This window comes from Candidatus Babeliaceae bacterium, assembly GCA_041660765.1.
Taxonomy (GTDB): Bacteria; Babelota; Babeliae; order Babelales; family Babelaceae; genus JBAZVR01.
In genome coordinates, this window is the sequence record JBAZVR010000001.1 from 711,991 (window position 1) to 726,970 (window position 14,980).

18 protein-coding genes and 5 tRNA genes are annotated in these 14,980 nt (G+C 36.3%); 13 read left to right on the forward strand and 10 right to left on the reverse strand.

What is annotated here, in order from left to right; genetic code table 11:
- Nucleotides 1-242 precede the first annotated feature (242 nt).
- The 4 genes from prfB (at nt 243) to WC707_04005 (ending at nt 2,221) form a co-directional block, all read left to right on the forward strand.
- Nucleotides 243-1,328, forward strand: a complete 1,086-nt coding sequence (prfB, locus tag WC707_03990) for a peptide chain release factor 2 (GenBank protein MFA6066314.1) — start codon at nt 243-245, stop codon at nt 1,326-1,328.
- Nucleotides 1,329-1,421: 93 nt separating this feature from the next.
- Entirely contained in the window at nt 1,422-1,757 is a 336-nt protein-coding gene (locus WC707_03995) for a hypothetical protein (GenBank protein MFA6066315.1), read from the forward strand.
- Nucleotides 1,758-1,761: 4 nt separating this feature from the next.
- The gene (locus tag WC707_04000) at nt 1,762-1,920 is read left to right on the forward strand and encodes a hypothetical protein (protein MFA6066316.1); all 159 of its coding nucleotides are present in this window, start codon (nt 1,762-1,764) and stop codon (nt 1,918-1,920) included.
- Nucleotides 1,921-1,942: 22 nt separating this feature from the next.
- Nucleotides 1,943-2,221, forward strand: coding sequence for a hypothetical protein (locus WC707_04005; protein MFA6066317.1), 279 nt, complete (start codon nt 1,943-1,945; stop codon nt 2,219-2,221).
- A 95-nt stretch (nt 2,222-2,316) separates the two neighbouring features.
- On the opposite strand, the gene WC707_04010 is transcribed toward WC707_04005, so the two are convergent.
- From WC707_04010 to WC707_04030, 5 genes are all read right to left on the reverse strand, one after another.
- Nucleotides 2,317-2,403 (reverse strand) — tRNA-Leu (locus WC707_04010).
- A 7-nt stretch (nt 2,404-2,410) separates the two neighbouring features.
- On the reverse strand, nt 2,411-2,743 hold the full coding sequence (locus WC707_04015) for an HIT domain-containing protein (protein ID MFA6066318.1): 333 nt from the start codon (nt 2,741-2,743) through the stop codon (nt 2,411-2,413).
- A 51-nt stretch (nt 2,744-2,794) separates the two neighbouring features.
- Nucleotides 2,795-2,881 (reverse strand) — tRNA-Leu (locus WC707_04020).
- A 55-nt stretch (nt 2,882-2,936) separates the two neighbouring features.
- On the reverse strand, nt 2,937-4,130 hold the full coding sequence (locus WC707_04025) for a type II secretion system F family protein (protein ID MFA6066319.1): 1,194 nt from the start codon (nt 4,128-4,130) through the stop codon (nt 2,937-2,939).
- Nucleotides 4,117-4,404, reverse strand: coding sequence for a DUF167 domain-containing protein (locus WC707_04030; protein ID MFA6066320.1), 288 nt, complete (start codon nt 4,402-4,404; stop codon nt 4,117-4,119). Before WC707_04030 ends, WC707_04025 begins: the two co-directional genes overlap by 14 nt.
- Before the next feature lie 99 nt (nt 4,405-4,503).
- Here WC707_04030 and WC707_04035 point away from each other — a divergent pair.
- Nucleotides 4,504-4,594, forward strand: a tRNA-Ser gene (locus WC707_04035).
- Between the two features lie 91 nt (nt 4,595-4,685).
- A tRNA-Arg gene (locus tag WC707_04040) sits at nt 4,686-4,762 on the forward strand.
- Nucleotides 4,763-4,813: 51 nt separating this feature from the next.
- Here the strand turns inward: WC707_04040 and WC707_04045 are convergent.
- The 3 genes from WC707_04045 to WC707_04055 all read right to left on the reverse strand — a co-directional run bounded on the left by WC707_04045 (nt 4,814) and on the right by WC707_04055 (nt 7,310).
- Entirely contained in the window at nt 4,814-5,743 is a 930-nt protein-coding gene (locus WC707_04045) for a hypothetical protein (protein MFA6066321.1), read from the reverse strand.
- A 97-nt stretch (nt 5,744-5,840) separates the two neighbouring features.
- On the reverse strand, nt 5,841-6,575 hold the full coding sequence (locus tag WC707_04050) for an FkbM family methyltransferase (GenBank protein ID MFA6066322.1): 735 nt from the start codon (nt 6,573-6,575) through the stop codon (nt 5,841-5,843).
- A gap of 36 nt (nt 6,576-6,611) precedes the next feature.
- Nucleotides 6,612-7,310, reverse strand: coding sequence for an FkbM family methyltransferase (locus tag WC707_04055; GenBank protein MFA6066323.1), 699 nt, complete (start codon nt 7,308-7,310; stop codon nt 6,612-6,614).
- A 100-nt stretch (nt 7,311-7,410) separates the two neighbouring features.
- Here WC707_04055 and WC707_04060 point away from each other — a divergent pair, with 100 nt between their 5' ends.
- Genes WC707_04060 through WC707_04080 form a run of 5 tightly spaced genes read left to right on the forward strand, consistent with a single transcriptional unit; the run spans nt 7,411 to nt 12,050 of the window.
- The gene (locus WC707_04060; protein ID MFA6066324.1) at nt 7,411-8,241 is read left to right on the forward strand and encodes a glycosyltransferase family 2 protein; all 831 of its coding nucleotides are present in this window, start codon (nt 7,411-7,413) and stop codon (nt 8,239-8,241) included.
- Complete coding sequence (locus WC707_04065) at nt 8,238-9,047, forward strand: glycosyltransferase family 2 protein (GenBank protein ID MFA6066325.1); 810 nt, start codon at nt 8,238-8,240, stop codon at nt 9,045-9,047. Before WC707_04060 ends, WC707_04065 begins: the two co-directional genes overlap by 4 nt.
- A gap of 15 nt (nt 9,048-9,062) precedes the next feature.
- Nucleotides 9,063-10,160, forward strand: coding sequence for a hypothetical protein (locus WC707_04070; GenBank protein ID MFA6066326.1), 1,098 nt, complete (start codon nt 9,063-9,065; stop codon nt 10,158-10,160).
- Complete coding sequence (locus WC707_04075) at nt 10,150-11,148, forward strand: glycosyltransferase family 10 (GenBank protein ID MFA6066327.1); 999 nt, start codon at nt 10,150-10,152, stop codon at nt 11,146-11,148. Before WC707_04070 ends, WC707_04075 begins: the two co-directional genes overlap by 11 nt.
- On the forward strand, nt 11,145-12,050 hold the full coding sequence (locus tag WC707_04080) for a hypothetical protein (GenBank protein ID MFA6066328.1): 906 nt from the start codon (nt 11,145-11,147) through the stop codon (nt 12,048-12,050). The genes WC707_04075 and WC707_04080 overlap by 4 nt, the downstream gene beginning before the upstream one ends.
- On the opposite strand, the gene WC707_04085 is transcribed toward WC707_04080, so the two are convergent.
- On the reverse strand, nt 12,051-12,842 hold the full coding sequence (locus tag WC707_04085) for a hypothetical protein (protein MFA6066329.1): 792 nt from the start codon (nt 12,840-12,842) through the stop codon (nt 12,051-12,053).
- A gap of 15 nt (nt 12,843-12,857) precedes the next feature.
- Entirely contained in the window at nt 12,858-14,063 is a 1,206-nt protein-coding gene (locus WC707_04090) for a glycosyltransferase family 2 protein (protein ID MFA6066330.1), read from the reverse strand.
- Nucleotides 14,064-14,168: 105 nt separating this feature from the next.
- On the opposite strand from WC707_04090, the gene WC707_04095 reads away from it, so the two are divergent.
- A tRNA-Ser gene (locus WC707_04095) sits at nt 14,169-14,260 on the forward strand.
- A 26-nt stretch (nt 14,261-14,286) separates the two neighbouring features.
- The gene (locus tag WC707_04100; protein ID MFA6066331.1) at nt 14,287-14,907 is read left to right on the forward strand and encodes a LysE family transporter; all 621 of its coding nucleotides are present in this window, start codon (nt 14,287-14,289) and stop codon (nt 14,905-14,907) included.
- Nucleotides 14,908-14,980: the final 73 nt, after the last annotated feature.

The window sequence follows — 14,980 nt, forward strand, 5'->3', positions numbered from 1 at the left end:
ACCGGTGCGTTTTATTCGAGAAAGATTTCAATGAATTCGACCGCGTTTGCTTGTTTTTGAGTGCTACTTGCTGTCGAGTTCAGGGATAATTATACCTATATGAGGTGCAATGTCAACATTTATTATAAAAATAATATAAAAAGTTTTAAAAAGCATAAATAGGGTACATAAATATATCTTATTGACCGGTATTTTATGATATTCTTAAAGAAAAACAACCCTTCTATATGTAAGATGTATATATGTTATATGATGAACTAAAAGAAAAACTTAAATCAATCGAATCCGACATAACAACGATTACCGCTTTTTGGAATAACTCTCACAATGAAGAGGAGTTCGAAAGACTTGAATCAGAAAGCTTACAAGAAAATTTTTGGCAAAACCCTCATCAGGCAACTATCTTAAAAAGATTACAAGCTCTACGCGCGCAACGCGATCAATATAGAGAAATTATAACAACAGAAAAAGAGCTCGCCGAGCTCATAGTTCTTTTTGAACACGATGAAGTCGAATTAGAGAAATTAAAAACAGAAGTTTTTGCATACATTAAGATGGTCAATCGATTTAAAATATTATTACTACTACATGAAGAGCAAGATAGCGCTAATTGCTTTTTAAACATTAATGCCGGAGCAGGCGGAACAGAGTCTCAAGACTGGTCAGAAATACTCTTAAGAATGTATGTAAGATTTTGCGAACGAGAAAAACTTACCGCAACACTTATAGATTACCAACCAGGGGAAGGCGCCGGTATAAAATCAGGAACTTTATTCATTAAAGGAAAAAATGCATACGGTCTTCTTAAAGGAGAACAGGGCATCCATAGGCTTGTTCGAATTTCGCCCTTCGATGCCAACAAGCGCCGTCACACTTCGTTTGCTGGAGTTTTCATAACTCCTGAAGCTGATCATGTTGAAATAACAATAGATCCAAAAGATTTACGTGTTGACACCTACCGAGCAGGAGGCGCCGGCGGACAACACGTTAATAAAACCGATTCAGCCGTTCGCATAACACACTTCCCCAGTGGAATTGTCGTGCAATGTCAAAATGAACGATCACAAACTCAAAATAAAGAAACTGCTATGAAAATGCTCATGGCCAAACTTGTACAAAAAGAAAAAGATGAACAACAAACAAAATTATCATCTATAGAGAAGAAAAAAATCGAATGGGGATCTCAAATAAGATCCTATGTATTGCATCCCTATAAATTAGTTAAGGATCATAGAACCGAGTTGGAATCGGGACAGCCAGAAGTAGTACTTGATGGCGACCTTATGGATTTTATTGAAGCTTATTTGATCTGGTATAGCAAAAAATAATTACCTATAAATATCGTACTATTGATATTAAAGAGCCGCTTATAGTATTATTAATAATAGGAATATAATAATACTATAAAATAGCGAGCGGCTATGAAAAACTCTTTTTACTGTACAATTGTTTTAACAATAGTTGGATCATCAGTATTTATATCAAATAATGCTATGGAATCAGCAACTTATGAAAAACTAAAAAACAGAGTTGCCGCCCTTAAACAAGAGCTACAAATCCACAGGGAAACGCCCTCACGCATCCCTGTGCTCATCGCACTAAAAAACTTACAAGCAACTATTGCTATTTTTTGCGCATCTGAAGAAGCGCTTGGACGCAAATCGCAATGCGTAGAACTACAAAAAGAGGCGCAATCAATTACGCCTATCGCAATACAAAAACAGTTTCTAATAACACCTATTAAAAAAGAAGAGTGAAATTATGAAAAATTATAATCTTATTGCAATCATTGTTATCATGCTTTCATGCTGTGCGATTATTTATGGTCTTGCAAAAAAAGAATCTCAAGAAGATCCAGTAAAATTAAAAGGACACGACACATCGTCAACAAGTCCAGTACCAGCAATCGTAGAGGAATAAATGAAGTTTAAAGGGAGTTTATATGAAGCATATGTATTACCTATTAACACTCCTATGCCTAACAATTAATATTGCAACAATCGAAGTAAAAATATCATATGATGAATATATTAAGCTTAAAAAACAATATATAGAGTTAAAACAAAAAATTTTAAATTTAAGCGCGCGTAATAGCGTAGGCCTGAGCACTCAATACGCAAATCTCGATAAAGAAATTGATAAATTTTGCGAAACTTCAAAAAGTTATAATAGCCAAACGCTCAAGGAGTGGTGCACGAATTTGCACAATCAAAGAAAATAATCCGTCCTAACGATGAATAATTGTTTTATTTTTTTAAAAAAACTGGCCGTGCCAATCGTAGCTTGCCCAATCGATAGGCGTAGGTAAGCGGAGACTGGTGCCGAGGGCCGGATTCGAACCGGCACAGATATTACTCCACAGGCTTCTGAGACCTGCGCGTCTACCAATTTCGCCACCCCGGCAACTATTTTAATCTGTAAATAATGTGCCTGCTAAAAAATGCGCGTGTAAATGAAATACACGTTGGCCTGCATTATGGCCATTATTAATCAAAAACTTAAATTCCGATGCACCTGCGATTTCTGATGACAGTGTTTGGGCCATGCGCATCATTTTCGACCCATAACAACATTCTTGAGGCGCAAAAGATTGAATATCTTTAATATGTTTTTTAGGAATTATAAGATAATGAATCGGCGCCTTCGGCGCTCTATCTTTTATAACAATAATATCGTTATTTTCGGAAACAATCTCTGATGGTATTTGTCGTTCTATAATTGCACAAAAAACACAGTCGTTCATAAAGTCCCCCAATTAATATTGCCAAGCCTTCAAGCGTGGATAAGCGAAGCCTGGTGCCGGAGGTCGGACTCGAACCGACATGATGTTGCCATCGCGGGATTTTGAGTCCCGTGCGTCTGCCGATTTCGCCACTCCGGCTTTAAAACATAAGGATTTTATTGTATCACAAGGTGCAATAAAATCAATAAATTGATTAGCCCAAAGAATGAGATAATGTTAATAACGGAACATATACGGCAACAAGAAGCAATCCTACAAGAAGACCCAATATAATTAATAATGACGGCTGCAATATGGTAGTAAAAAAAGTTAAAGATTTATGAACCCGCTCACGATACAACTGAGCTGCTTGTTCTATCATCACCGCCAATGTACCCGTTGATTCTCCAATTTTGCACAATGCTTCTAACTCACAAGAATTAATATATTGTTGATGCATTAATGCATCACTCATAGCAACACCCGATGTAATATCGCGAGCAACAGCCTCCAACTCAGATCGCAATACCCTATTAGAAATTGGCTTACTTGCTATAACAACAGCATCGACTAAACGCACACCGCCCTTCACAAGCACTGCTAACGTTTGCAAAAAAAATGCCACCGAAACAGTCCGTACGCAAACACCCAAAATTGGCGTTATAAGAACAATGCGATCGAGCGTATCTTTATAATGCGATAGCCGAGATACTATATATATCCCATATGCCACACCAGTAAAAATTACTAAACATAATAATCCATACCAACTTCTTAACCCATGGCTTATAGAAAAAACAGTCGTAGTCAGCCATGGCAACTTTTTATCAAATGACATAAAAAGCGACTCAAATCGCGGTATAACTCCTATAAAAATGATAAAAAATATGAGACAGAAAAATATAAAGGTGATACTTGGCATTAAGAGCGAATTATAAATAGACTTCAAAAACTTTTGTTCATATTCAGCATATAACGCCAAACTTCCTAATGCCCCTTTGAGATTCCCCGACTCTTCTCCTGCCTGTACCATGGTGCACGCAAAATCGCTAAACAGTCCATCGTGATAAGCAAAAGCTTTGCTCAGCGGAATGCCTTCTTGAATAGCACAAGCGCAATCTTCTATAACAGATTTTAAATAGCTGTGATTGCACGTAGATACCGTTATCAACAACGCATCGTGCAACCTAATCCCTGACATCAGCAATGACGCCAAATGGCGATAAAACGTGGCGATATGTGTTTTTGTATCACCAAAAAATCTATGTCGCACAGTAATCGATGCCTTAATAAGCGCTATTTCGCGCTGCAAGAGATGCGCTGTCAAATGCTCGATCGTCCTGGCAAATAACCGACCCTTTATTGTGGTGCCCGTCAATGAAATACCTGACCACTTATAATAAGGCATTTTGCACCTCCAAGCCGCATGCCTTTTTAAAATCATCTAAAGTTATGTCTGATGTTACCCGTATTTTTTTACGTCGAGCAGTTGCTCCAGAAATAATAGAAACAGATGCTTTCGGCAACCGTAAAGCATCTGCCACCATTGCAATAAGTTCATTATTGGCTTTATTATTTTCTGGAGGGCTTTTAACATAACACTTTATCAAACCAGATTTATCTAAAATCCATTTTTGAAAACCCGCCTGAGGGACAACTTTAATATCAATAATAAGTGTCATACGATCCTATTTAACGTTTTGCTGATAAAGAAAGCTTGCATAAACTATTAAAACATTTATGCTTTCCTGTATACAGTTTTATATAAAAATTGTACAGTAGGAGAGATGGCTGAGCGGTCTAAAGCGCTTGCCTGCTAAGCAAGAGTCTCGGAAACGGGGCACGAGGGTTCGAATCCCTCTCTCTCCACCAGTCTACGTTTATCTGGGCCTTCAGGCTCGGCAAACTACGACTGGCACGGCCAGTCTAAATTTTTTCGGCCAAATTTCTTGAAAATAATTATGCGCCCATAGCTCAATTGGACAGAGCGTCAGACTACGGATCTGAAGGTTGGTGGTTCGACTCCTCCTGGGCGCACCAGTTTCTTTAAAGACTTAATCATCAATCAAAAAACTATCTACAGGCAAATCTTCAATCTTTAACTTCTACCCACTTTTTCTTATTGCGCACTTTTTTTAATTCAACAAAGAAGGGCTTTTTGCAACGATCTCTTGGAATGCTCACCGTATGGATTGTGCCATCGATATTAACACCCGATAAAAGATCGATCACCGCAGGTAGTTGGTGCACAAAAGCCGTTCTAATAAAATCCAAATGCCCCAAATCAGAGCCGCCAATAATTACTCGTGCCTGCACAACATTTAAAAAGTTCTTAAGTTTTCTTTCAGAAAACAACGGAACTTTAACATTGCAGCAACGTTCTATATATTTTGAGGCATAATATGTTCCCTGCGGATCAGATATCTGAGTCCAGTCGCCCATGGAATATAAAGAAATAACATGTTTAAATATTGGCGATGCAGCGTATTGCGCTGTAGCCTCCTGTATTGGCGTAGCCAAAAGAATCAACTTATCAATATTCAAATGGGTATCATGCCGCGCTGCAATAATGCGCCCCAATTCTAATGCAACATTACCACCATGACTATGTCCAATAAGAGTAATCGGTCCTTTATAACCACGTATCTGCTGGTATAACATTTCTGCGGCATTTCTTCTGGCGCTAAACGTTAATTTGCCAGACCAGCCAAATGAATAACACGAAGCTAATGGATACGCTTCAGGATCACCCTCGCTTAAAAGATACAAGAAACGTGATAATAAAAATCTTCTATTAAGTTTATGAGCAGGCACTAATCCAATAGGAGCGTCAATCACATGCAAAATGGAGGCGGCTATAGGAGGCAACGTACCATGAATGGAAATAACTATTGGGCAGGTATCATTAAGATCAAGTACTCGAGGATATTCTGGCTTACCTCCATGTTCTTTTTTCTTTCTTGTTTCACATGAAGAGACAAGCAGCATAACCGCCAAAAATAAAAAAAATTTATTATTCACAAGATAACGCATGGCATTTCACTTTTTTGTAGGGATAACTTAATGAAATATCACTATTCAGTGTAATGCCATGCGTCTTAAAAATTCAATAAAGAGTTTAGTTATCTAATCGTATGAAAAAAGCATCACCATACCATTGCGCAGGATCACGTGGGTTTGTAAAATTGGCACCTATCATAACAAATCCCTCATTTTCTAACCATGCTTTAACATCTTCAAATAAATATTGTCCGGCATAAGCTTCGACAAAACTAACTTCGGTAAAAATTGCTTTTACCGTTTTAAATATACGCGGAGAAGCCTTTAATACATTTAATTCAAAACCCTGCATATCCAGCCACATAAAGTCTATATGGTCCACATTGTAATATTGAGCCCAAGAATCCAATGTTATTCCAGGCACCGTTATAATGGAATTGAATCTCACATCAGAATATCTCAGATGCTCCTTTGGCGGCAGCAGTGAACTTGATGCGCTAGGAGAATGAGGATCACGATCAAGTGTAGAAATATACATATCAACATTTCCATTTTTGTCAGACAAGGCATATGGATAAGCTTTAACGTTATAAAGATTTTGGGTATTTTTGAGAACGCACTGAAAAAGTTGCGGGACAGGTTCAAAAGAATGTATAAACCCATTTTTAAACACATGAGCCATCCTCATGGTATCCCCACCGTCACAAGCTCCAGCCTCTACAATAACCAAATCTTGTGGCAAGTATTTTTTTAATACATCAAATATCAAATGTGGATTACATTCATCTAATTGAATAAAACAGGATATGTTAAAAATTATGGTTAGATTAAAAAATAAAAACATTTTCTTCATAAAACTTCACTCTAGTATGTTGATTGAAAAAATAAATTAAAAATTATTATTTACATATATCTCATCCAAGCCTCCCAAAAAAGTAATAAATTCAAATCCTTGAGATTCCAAAAATGTTCTTATATCTGGATCTTCATAATTATTCTCGACGCTTATAGCTAATATTTTTATCTTATTAAAATCAATCGATTGCAATATTTCCAATTCACCACCCTCAGTATCCAACGACAGATAATCAATTTTGTACACACCCTGCTTTTCCAAAATACTTTCTAACGTCACGCTTGGCACATCCATAATGGTATAAGATCCGCCATGAGCGGCAATATCACGCTTCATGCGCGCAAAGTGCAATGGATGATAGGTATCAACCATACCACTTAACATTTCGGCATAACCCTTAACCGCAAAAAATTTTACAAGGCCACAAGTATTGCCAACGCAGGCATTAACACACATACAATTTCTGTTTTTTAATAACAATTCAAATGCGCCTGCAAGTGGCTCAAAGCAAATCCCTTCCCACCCAAGCTCTTTCTCAAAAAAATAGGTATTACTAAACTCCAGTCCATCATGAGCCCCAATATCAACAAAAAAGCCTTTTCTTTGATCATTAAAATAACGCTCATGCAAAAATTTATCCTGACCAACCTGACTAACATAAGTTCGAATAATACAATTATTGTACAAGCAAGATAATAAAAATAATTGGTATATAATTTTTGTAGAATTCATAGACACTCTCCTGAAAATTAAAAAAATACAATTGCATTTGACAAATTTTTATGTTACTGACTAAAAAAAGCTAACTCCAAATTCATAAAAAAGAAATAACATGTTTAGAAAAAAAATATTATTTTTAATTTTTGTAAACACGCTGTTAGCGGCAATTACCGAAAAACCTTTTGTTATCATAATACCGTCATATAACAATCAAGAATATTACCAAAAAAATCTATCCGATGCTCTTGACCAAGAATATGAAAATTATCGCATTATTTATATTGAAGACGCTTCAACTGATAATACAAAACAGCTCGTAGAACAATTTATTGAAAATCATAAAAATGCCCATCGTATTACGTGTATTTCAAATAATACACGCAAAGGCGCACTAGAAAATCTGTACACTACTATTCACACATGCAATCCCTGGGAAATAATAGTATGCCTAGATGGCGACGACTGGTTATATAACCGTCACGTCTTAGAATATTTAAATGCCGTTTATCGAAATTCTAATGTTTGGATGACATACGGACAATTTATTCAATATCCCGCCAATTATATTGGATGGTGCAAACAGATAGCACCTAATGTCATCCAAGAAAATTCTTTCAGAGACCAATTATGGATCTCGTCACATCTCAGAACTTTTTATGCTTGGCTATTTCAAGCAATTAATAAATCAGACCTACAAATTAATGGAGAATTTTTTCCTATGGCATGGGATTTGGCTATGATGTTCCCCATGCTAGAAATGGCCGGAACTCATAGTAAATTTATAGAAGAAATATTATATGTTTATAATCGTGAAAATAATCTTAATGATGAAAAAATAGATCAACAAAAACAACTAAATTTAGGGTTTCATATTCGATCATTAACTAAATATAAGCCTTTACAAGCATCAGAAACTGTACATTTAAAATGGGGGAAAGTATGAAAAAAAATTTTATATACACATTATTTTTATTACCATTATTATACTGCTCAATAATACGCAGTGCAGATAAAAATTTTGTCGTCATTATACCAACATATAATAATCAAAATCGGTGCATCGCCAATCTGATGTCTGTTTTGGGCCAATTATATAATAACTATCGCGTCATTATTATTGATGATGCATCAACAGACGGTACCGGTGATATTTTAGAACAATTTATTAGTTATTATCAGCTTCATGATAAAGTTATATTGATAAGAAACCAATCGAGACAAGGGGCCCTCGCAAACATTTATAAGGCAGCCCACATGTGCGATCCCTACGAAATAATTGTTGATCTTGATGGCGATGATTGGCTTGCATACGATGGAGTTTTATCATACCTCAATAATGTATATCAAGACGAATCAGTGTGGATGACCTATGGACAATTTTTACAATACCCACTTGGACATAAGGGATGGTGCAGGCAACTACCTCAAGAAATCATCGAGAATAATGCATATCGAGAATATCTATGGATAACTTCTGCGTTACGCACATTTTATGCAAAGCTCTTTCAGCTTATCAAAAAAGAAGATTTGCAATATCACAACACGTTTTTCCCTATAACAAGTGATCTTGCATTTATGTTCCCCATGCTAGAAATGGCCGGCAATCACAGCAAATTTATTAAAAAAGTGCTCTATATTTATGATCGAAATACAGGATCAAATGACGAACATATGAATAAAGAGTTACAAGAAACCATAGAATTACATATTCGTAGATCAAAAAGATATGCACCACTCAAAAAATTATAAGAAGAGAGAAATATCATGAAAAAAATAATCTTAACAAGCGTTTTATTTTTATCAGCTAATGCTCAAGAAAAATTTTCGCTTATTACAACTCTTTACAATGAACCACGACTTGAAAGACTGCTCGAATTCATTACGTGCTTAGAAAAAAATATAGCACATGACTCTATAGATGATATCCACATTGCCTATGATACAACAAAAGATGATTCGTATAATCTCTTGCTTCATTATTTAAAAATACGACCAATCACGATACAATACATACAAAAAAGACCAACATACGGGCAACTTTTTGATTATGCACATCAACATGCAAAAAATAAAAACATTATTCTAACAAATGCCGATATATTTTTTAATCACACGCTTCATCTATTAGATGGCATTGATCTTACTAATAAATTTTTGGCGATAACTCGTTGGCAAGTACAGTTAGATGGAGCGATTACCTTTTATACGGACAACGGATCACAAGATACATGGATATTTAAAACGCCATTACGCAAATTCCAAGATAGCAACATACCATTAGGCATTTGTGGATGCGATAATTGCATAGCCTATCAAGCAATACAATCAGGGTTAGAAGTATATAACCCGAATCTTTCACTACAATGCTGCCACGTCCATCGATCAAATCTATTTACGCAAGAGCATGGACAGGTATGCCCCGGCCCAAAACAAGTAGTCCCCATGTCAAAAATCTATTCACATAAAAACTGTCCTCTCGAATTACAGATCAGCAAAGAAAATGGTTATCAAGAATTAGAAAAATATAAAAATCAAACACCCCTAGAGCGTTCTTATACTATGAGCAAGCTCTATAATGGCAACAATTTTGCCATTGCTGATATTATTACAGCAGAACTTATGATAGGACAATATCAAGACCAAGAATTCGTAAAAAACATACAAAACTATTCACAAAGAGACTATGCTCTATGGCAGGGGCTCATATCGCTTGGTTCAGAAAAATATGATCTTGCGTATACACATTTTCGGGATGCCTTTGAAAATGGATTAATTCATTGGCGAGTACAATGGTATGCGTACTTAGCGCTACAACATTTTAATATAAAATCGCTTACGCACAGAGAAAAAAATGTCCGCTAATAATCTACGCCTATTATGTATATTTTTAATTTCAACAACACTCATAACAGCTGCACCAGCAGAAAAAAAAGTAATTTACATAACCCCAGGTTTATGGGGGAATCTTTTTGATCCATATTATGAAAGCATGTGTCAACTCAGACACATATTGATAGAAAAAGGCTATAAAGTAGAACAGGCCAATTCTATCGCATCATTACCTGATATGGAATGGCTCATAACGTTTGACCTACCATTCCAAGAGCTGCACCATGTACAACAGTATCCGAAAGAAAAATGCGTGGCATTTTTATGGGAGCCGCCTTCAGTAGTTCCTGAAAACTATAATAAACAACTGCATAAGCATTTTTCACGAATATACACTTGGGATGATAGACTAATTGATAACAAAAAATATTTTAAATTTTATTATCCCGTATGCTTTCCCATAATAAACACTCTGGTCCCCTTTACAGAAAAAAAAATGTGCACGTTTATTTTTGCAAACAAGTGGTCTGGTCATCCGCAAGAGTTATATTCTGAACGAAGAAAACTTTTAGAGTATTTTGAAACATTACCTACGCATGAATTTGATTTTTATGGTAGATACTGGAACCCGAAGTTGTATAAAAACTATAAAGGGCCCATAAACAATAAAATAGAAATACTGCAAAGATACAAGTTTTGCATATGCTATGAAAACGTTTATGGAATCCCAGGCTACATAACTGAAAAAATATTCGATTGCTTTAGAGCAGGATGCGTACCCATCTATTGGGGGGCGCCAAATATTAATCATTATATTCCAGAAGCTTGTTACATAGACCGCCGTAGATTCGCCAACAATCAGGAATTGTATAATTTCATGAAAAATATGCCCGAAGCAGAATATAATAATTATATACACTCTGTAGAACAATTTCTTACAAGCGCGAGCGCATACCGCTATTCTATTCCCTATTTTATAGAATTATTTGTTAATCTCATCGAAAGTACAAGTAAATCATGAAATATATATATATTATTCTCGCTGCATACACAGCAGCAATAAGTACCACCCCTCTGTATTTTTGCACAGCAACCAATGATATGTATTTTGCACAACTTATTAATCTCATAGCATGCATTCATAAATACAATTTTGATGAACTTGCAGAAATTGCGGTTTTTGATTTGGGCATGACCACGGAACAACGCACCAATTTAAAAACAGTACAAAAAGTATCTATCCATGATGTGGAATTAACACATCCAGATTTATTAAAACCTGTAAAAACGAGAACGTGGGGCAAGCCCGTACCCGGCTGGTATGCCTGGAAACCAGTCATCATAAAACAAGCACTCGATTTATTCCCCTATATACTGTATATCGATGCAGGAACAACGCTATACGGACCACTTGATTACCTCTTTTTATATATCACAGAGCACAACTATTTTTTTCATAATGGCAGCCCATGGTGCGTTAATCAAGAAGCAACACAACACGTTATAAAAAAATTTAATTTAGAATCACCGTATAATCACTGGATCTTACATCCAACAACACGTGGTTTAGAAGCAGGACTCATGGGCTTAACGCGCGCAATGCTTCAGGATTTTGTATTACCTATGTATGAACTCACTAAAGATTTACGTAATTTTGAAGATGATGGTACCGCGAGTGGCGCATTTGGCAACTCGCGGCACGATCTTACACTTTTTTCGATTCTTGCATTACAAAAAAATTATACCATCCACCAGCACGTTAACAACCCACAAGAGCCGTGCTTATTGCCGACAACTCATGGGCTATTTTCACTACATATAGCATGTAATAAAGAAGATCTACAAAAAGAAACTGCTATCTATTGTTCGCGAAGTGATTTGAGCGAACTTGATAAAAATTGCCCATATATACGCTTAAAATAATTACCTTAAGCGTATATTTAACTCTTTCAACAGTTTATTTATTTGGCGCTTATGATCTTTATACGGCCGCAACATATGTGAATCTATATAATAATTTTTATATAGCTTTTTAGTATCATATGCCCAGTTGCCACGATCAATACGTCTATTTACGGTATGACCAAGTTTAATTAATTTATTTGTTTTTTTATTCCATTCATTAAGACAGTATGAAAGCATATATTCATCGGTTTGCCACCCAATCTGTAAGCAATTCCATTTTTTTATAATATGCGGAATTTCTGCAACATCTGTAATATCAAAAATATCCATAAATACGGATCCGCGGGCAACATTGTAACATATAGGGTATCGATTATTTTTAATATACCAATCATCAGCTCTATCACGATACACTACAAAATGATCATCGGTAATATGCCTCACAGATTCAATAAAATAGTTTTTACTGAGTGGCAACATATCAATATCAGACAATATGCATACGTCATCGGGGAAGTATGCTGGTAAAAACAACCGTATCACTTGCGCATGCAATGCCGTTGGCACACCAGGAATAGGATCAAATCGTATCACATCGCCAACAGTTTCATCTATTTGCGTCCCTGCCGGAGCAATAAGTGCTAGCGTTGGACGCACGCCCACAATATCTTGCCAGGCCTGCGCCACCATTGGCCAAAAATCGATATACATCGGCTTTGTGTCGGTTGCTAAAATTACTCTGTCTATTTTTAAGCACTCGATGGTCGTGCATGCAAAAAAAATAACTAAATATATTTTTACAAATTTCATGATCTCACCCTATCATTATGCTGCAAACGCAAGTTTTTCTTTTCTATCAATATAAAATCTCAAATTATTCTGCAAATGCGTATAATTGGGAAAAGACTTAATTGCAAGGCGCAAAGCGGCTTCGCCTGAATCATATTCTTTGATATACCAGGCGCATCGGCCCAAAATATCATGACGGATAAAATCGTACATATATTTTTCCACAAATAATACATCATCCTGAGGATACGGAACTTGTGCTGCACGCTGTGCAAATAAAAAGCTCAATGCCATACATTGCTTATTTAAATAATACTGAGCAATACGTATAAGTGGCTCCGCTCGAGATGGTCTATACTCATAAGCACGTAAATAATAATCCAACGCTTTTTGCCACATTTTATGCCCTTCCAGCGCAACGCGACTTTCAAAAGCATCACCTAATTTGTAATATGCCATGAAGTTTTCTTCACTCCATCCCTGCATATGAGTTCTGATTTCATAATATTTACAAGCATTGGCAAAATCACCTAGACAGGCATACGTTTGAGCCAAATAAAAAACAGTTCTTGGATCATGCGGATTATCATGATAACTTTTTAATAACAAGTCCCTGTCTCTCAGCCAGCGAATAGCAGACTTATCTCTCCCAACTTGCGTATTTCCAAGCCTAAAATAAATAGAATCAGGAACTTTATATGCGGAGCCAAAATTAAGAACTTCATGAACAACACCAACAAAAAAAAGATCGTAATGCGATTTCATAAGTCGAACACTATAAAAATCTAATGAAGAGCTCAAAATTCTTAGTAAATAACAGGGGATCTGATCATCAAGATGCTCCAAACAAAAACCAAGCAAAGCTTCAATATCATTCAAATACCATTCAGCATCAGGCATAATCATATAAGGAACCTGTGGAAACTGTTGCCGAGCAAGATCCAGAGCTCTATTGCGTGATGTTGCAAAATCAATAAACGGCTCCTGGGCAAATGCATAATTTTTAATGCTACGCTCCACAAAAAACTCCTGCGCTTTTTCTAGCGTAGCATCAGTCGACCCCGTATCAAAAATAAAAAACGCGACGTCATCATCATGGACATACGTCGCTATGGTCTCTTGAATAACATGCGCTTCATCCTTTACCATCAACACAAGTGTGAGCAGCGGCTCCTTGGCAAGCATATAAATGTTCAAAAACAAAAATAAAGTTACAATAATTATTTTTTTAAAATTAATCATACCTCTCCTTTTTCAGTGTGACAATTCCTTCAATTACTTACATTTCAGATATATAAAATAATTGATTTATCGTAAAGAAGAATTACACTAAATAAGAGAATGTTTGGAGAGATGGCTGAGCGGTCGAAAGCGACGGTCTTGAAAACCGTTATTCCGAGGAATCGGAATCGTGGGTTCGAATCCCACTCTCTCCTCCAAAAAAGTCCTTACTACGCATGCCATCATGAATTTACCTATTTTTATACAAGGCATTATTATCGGCATATCCTTAGCCGCACCAATTGGCCCTCTCAGTATTATCTGTATTCGACGTAGTTTAACCGACAGGTTTATGGCGAGTGTAGCAGTCGCACTGGGCGCGGCAACTGCAGATGCTCTTTTCGGTTTTATAGCCATATTTGGCGTAACAACTATTTCAGCATTTCTCATGCATCATAACGCCCTCTTACGTTTTGTCGGGGGTCTTTTCCTTGGATACCTTGGAATAACGACCCTACAAAGAACATCGGTTACAACAACTTCTGGCAATAAATCACAATTTCTCATAACTATTTATCTATCCACTTTTATACTCACCCTCACCAATCCCCTTACGATCGTAGCATTTGGGGCACTCTTCACCGTCTTTGGCATTACAGAACTTGTTAATAATTATACAACAGCCCTACCCCTTATTTCTGGAATATTTTGCGGCTCTGCTACATGGTTTATTTTTTTAAGTACGTTTATTCATCTCTTCAAAAATAATTGGAAACCGGGCACCCTCACCCTTATCAACAAAATTTCCGGCATTGGGCTCATCGTCTTCGCCTGCATCGCCTTTATGAGCATCTTAAAAATATAATAACAATAGTTTTTTACTTGATCGTCAAACGCTGCTACAATTGCCACTATTAATTCCAATTACAACAGGTTAT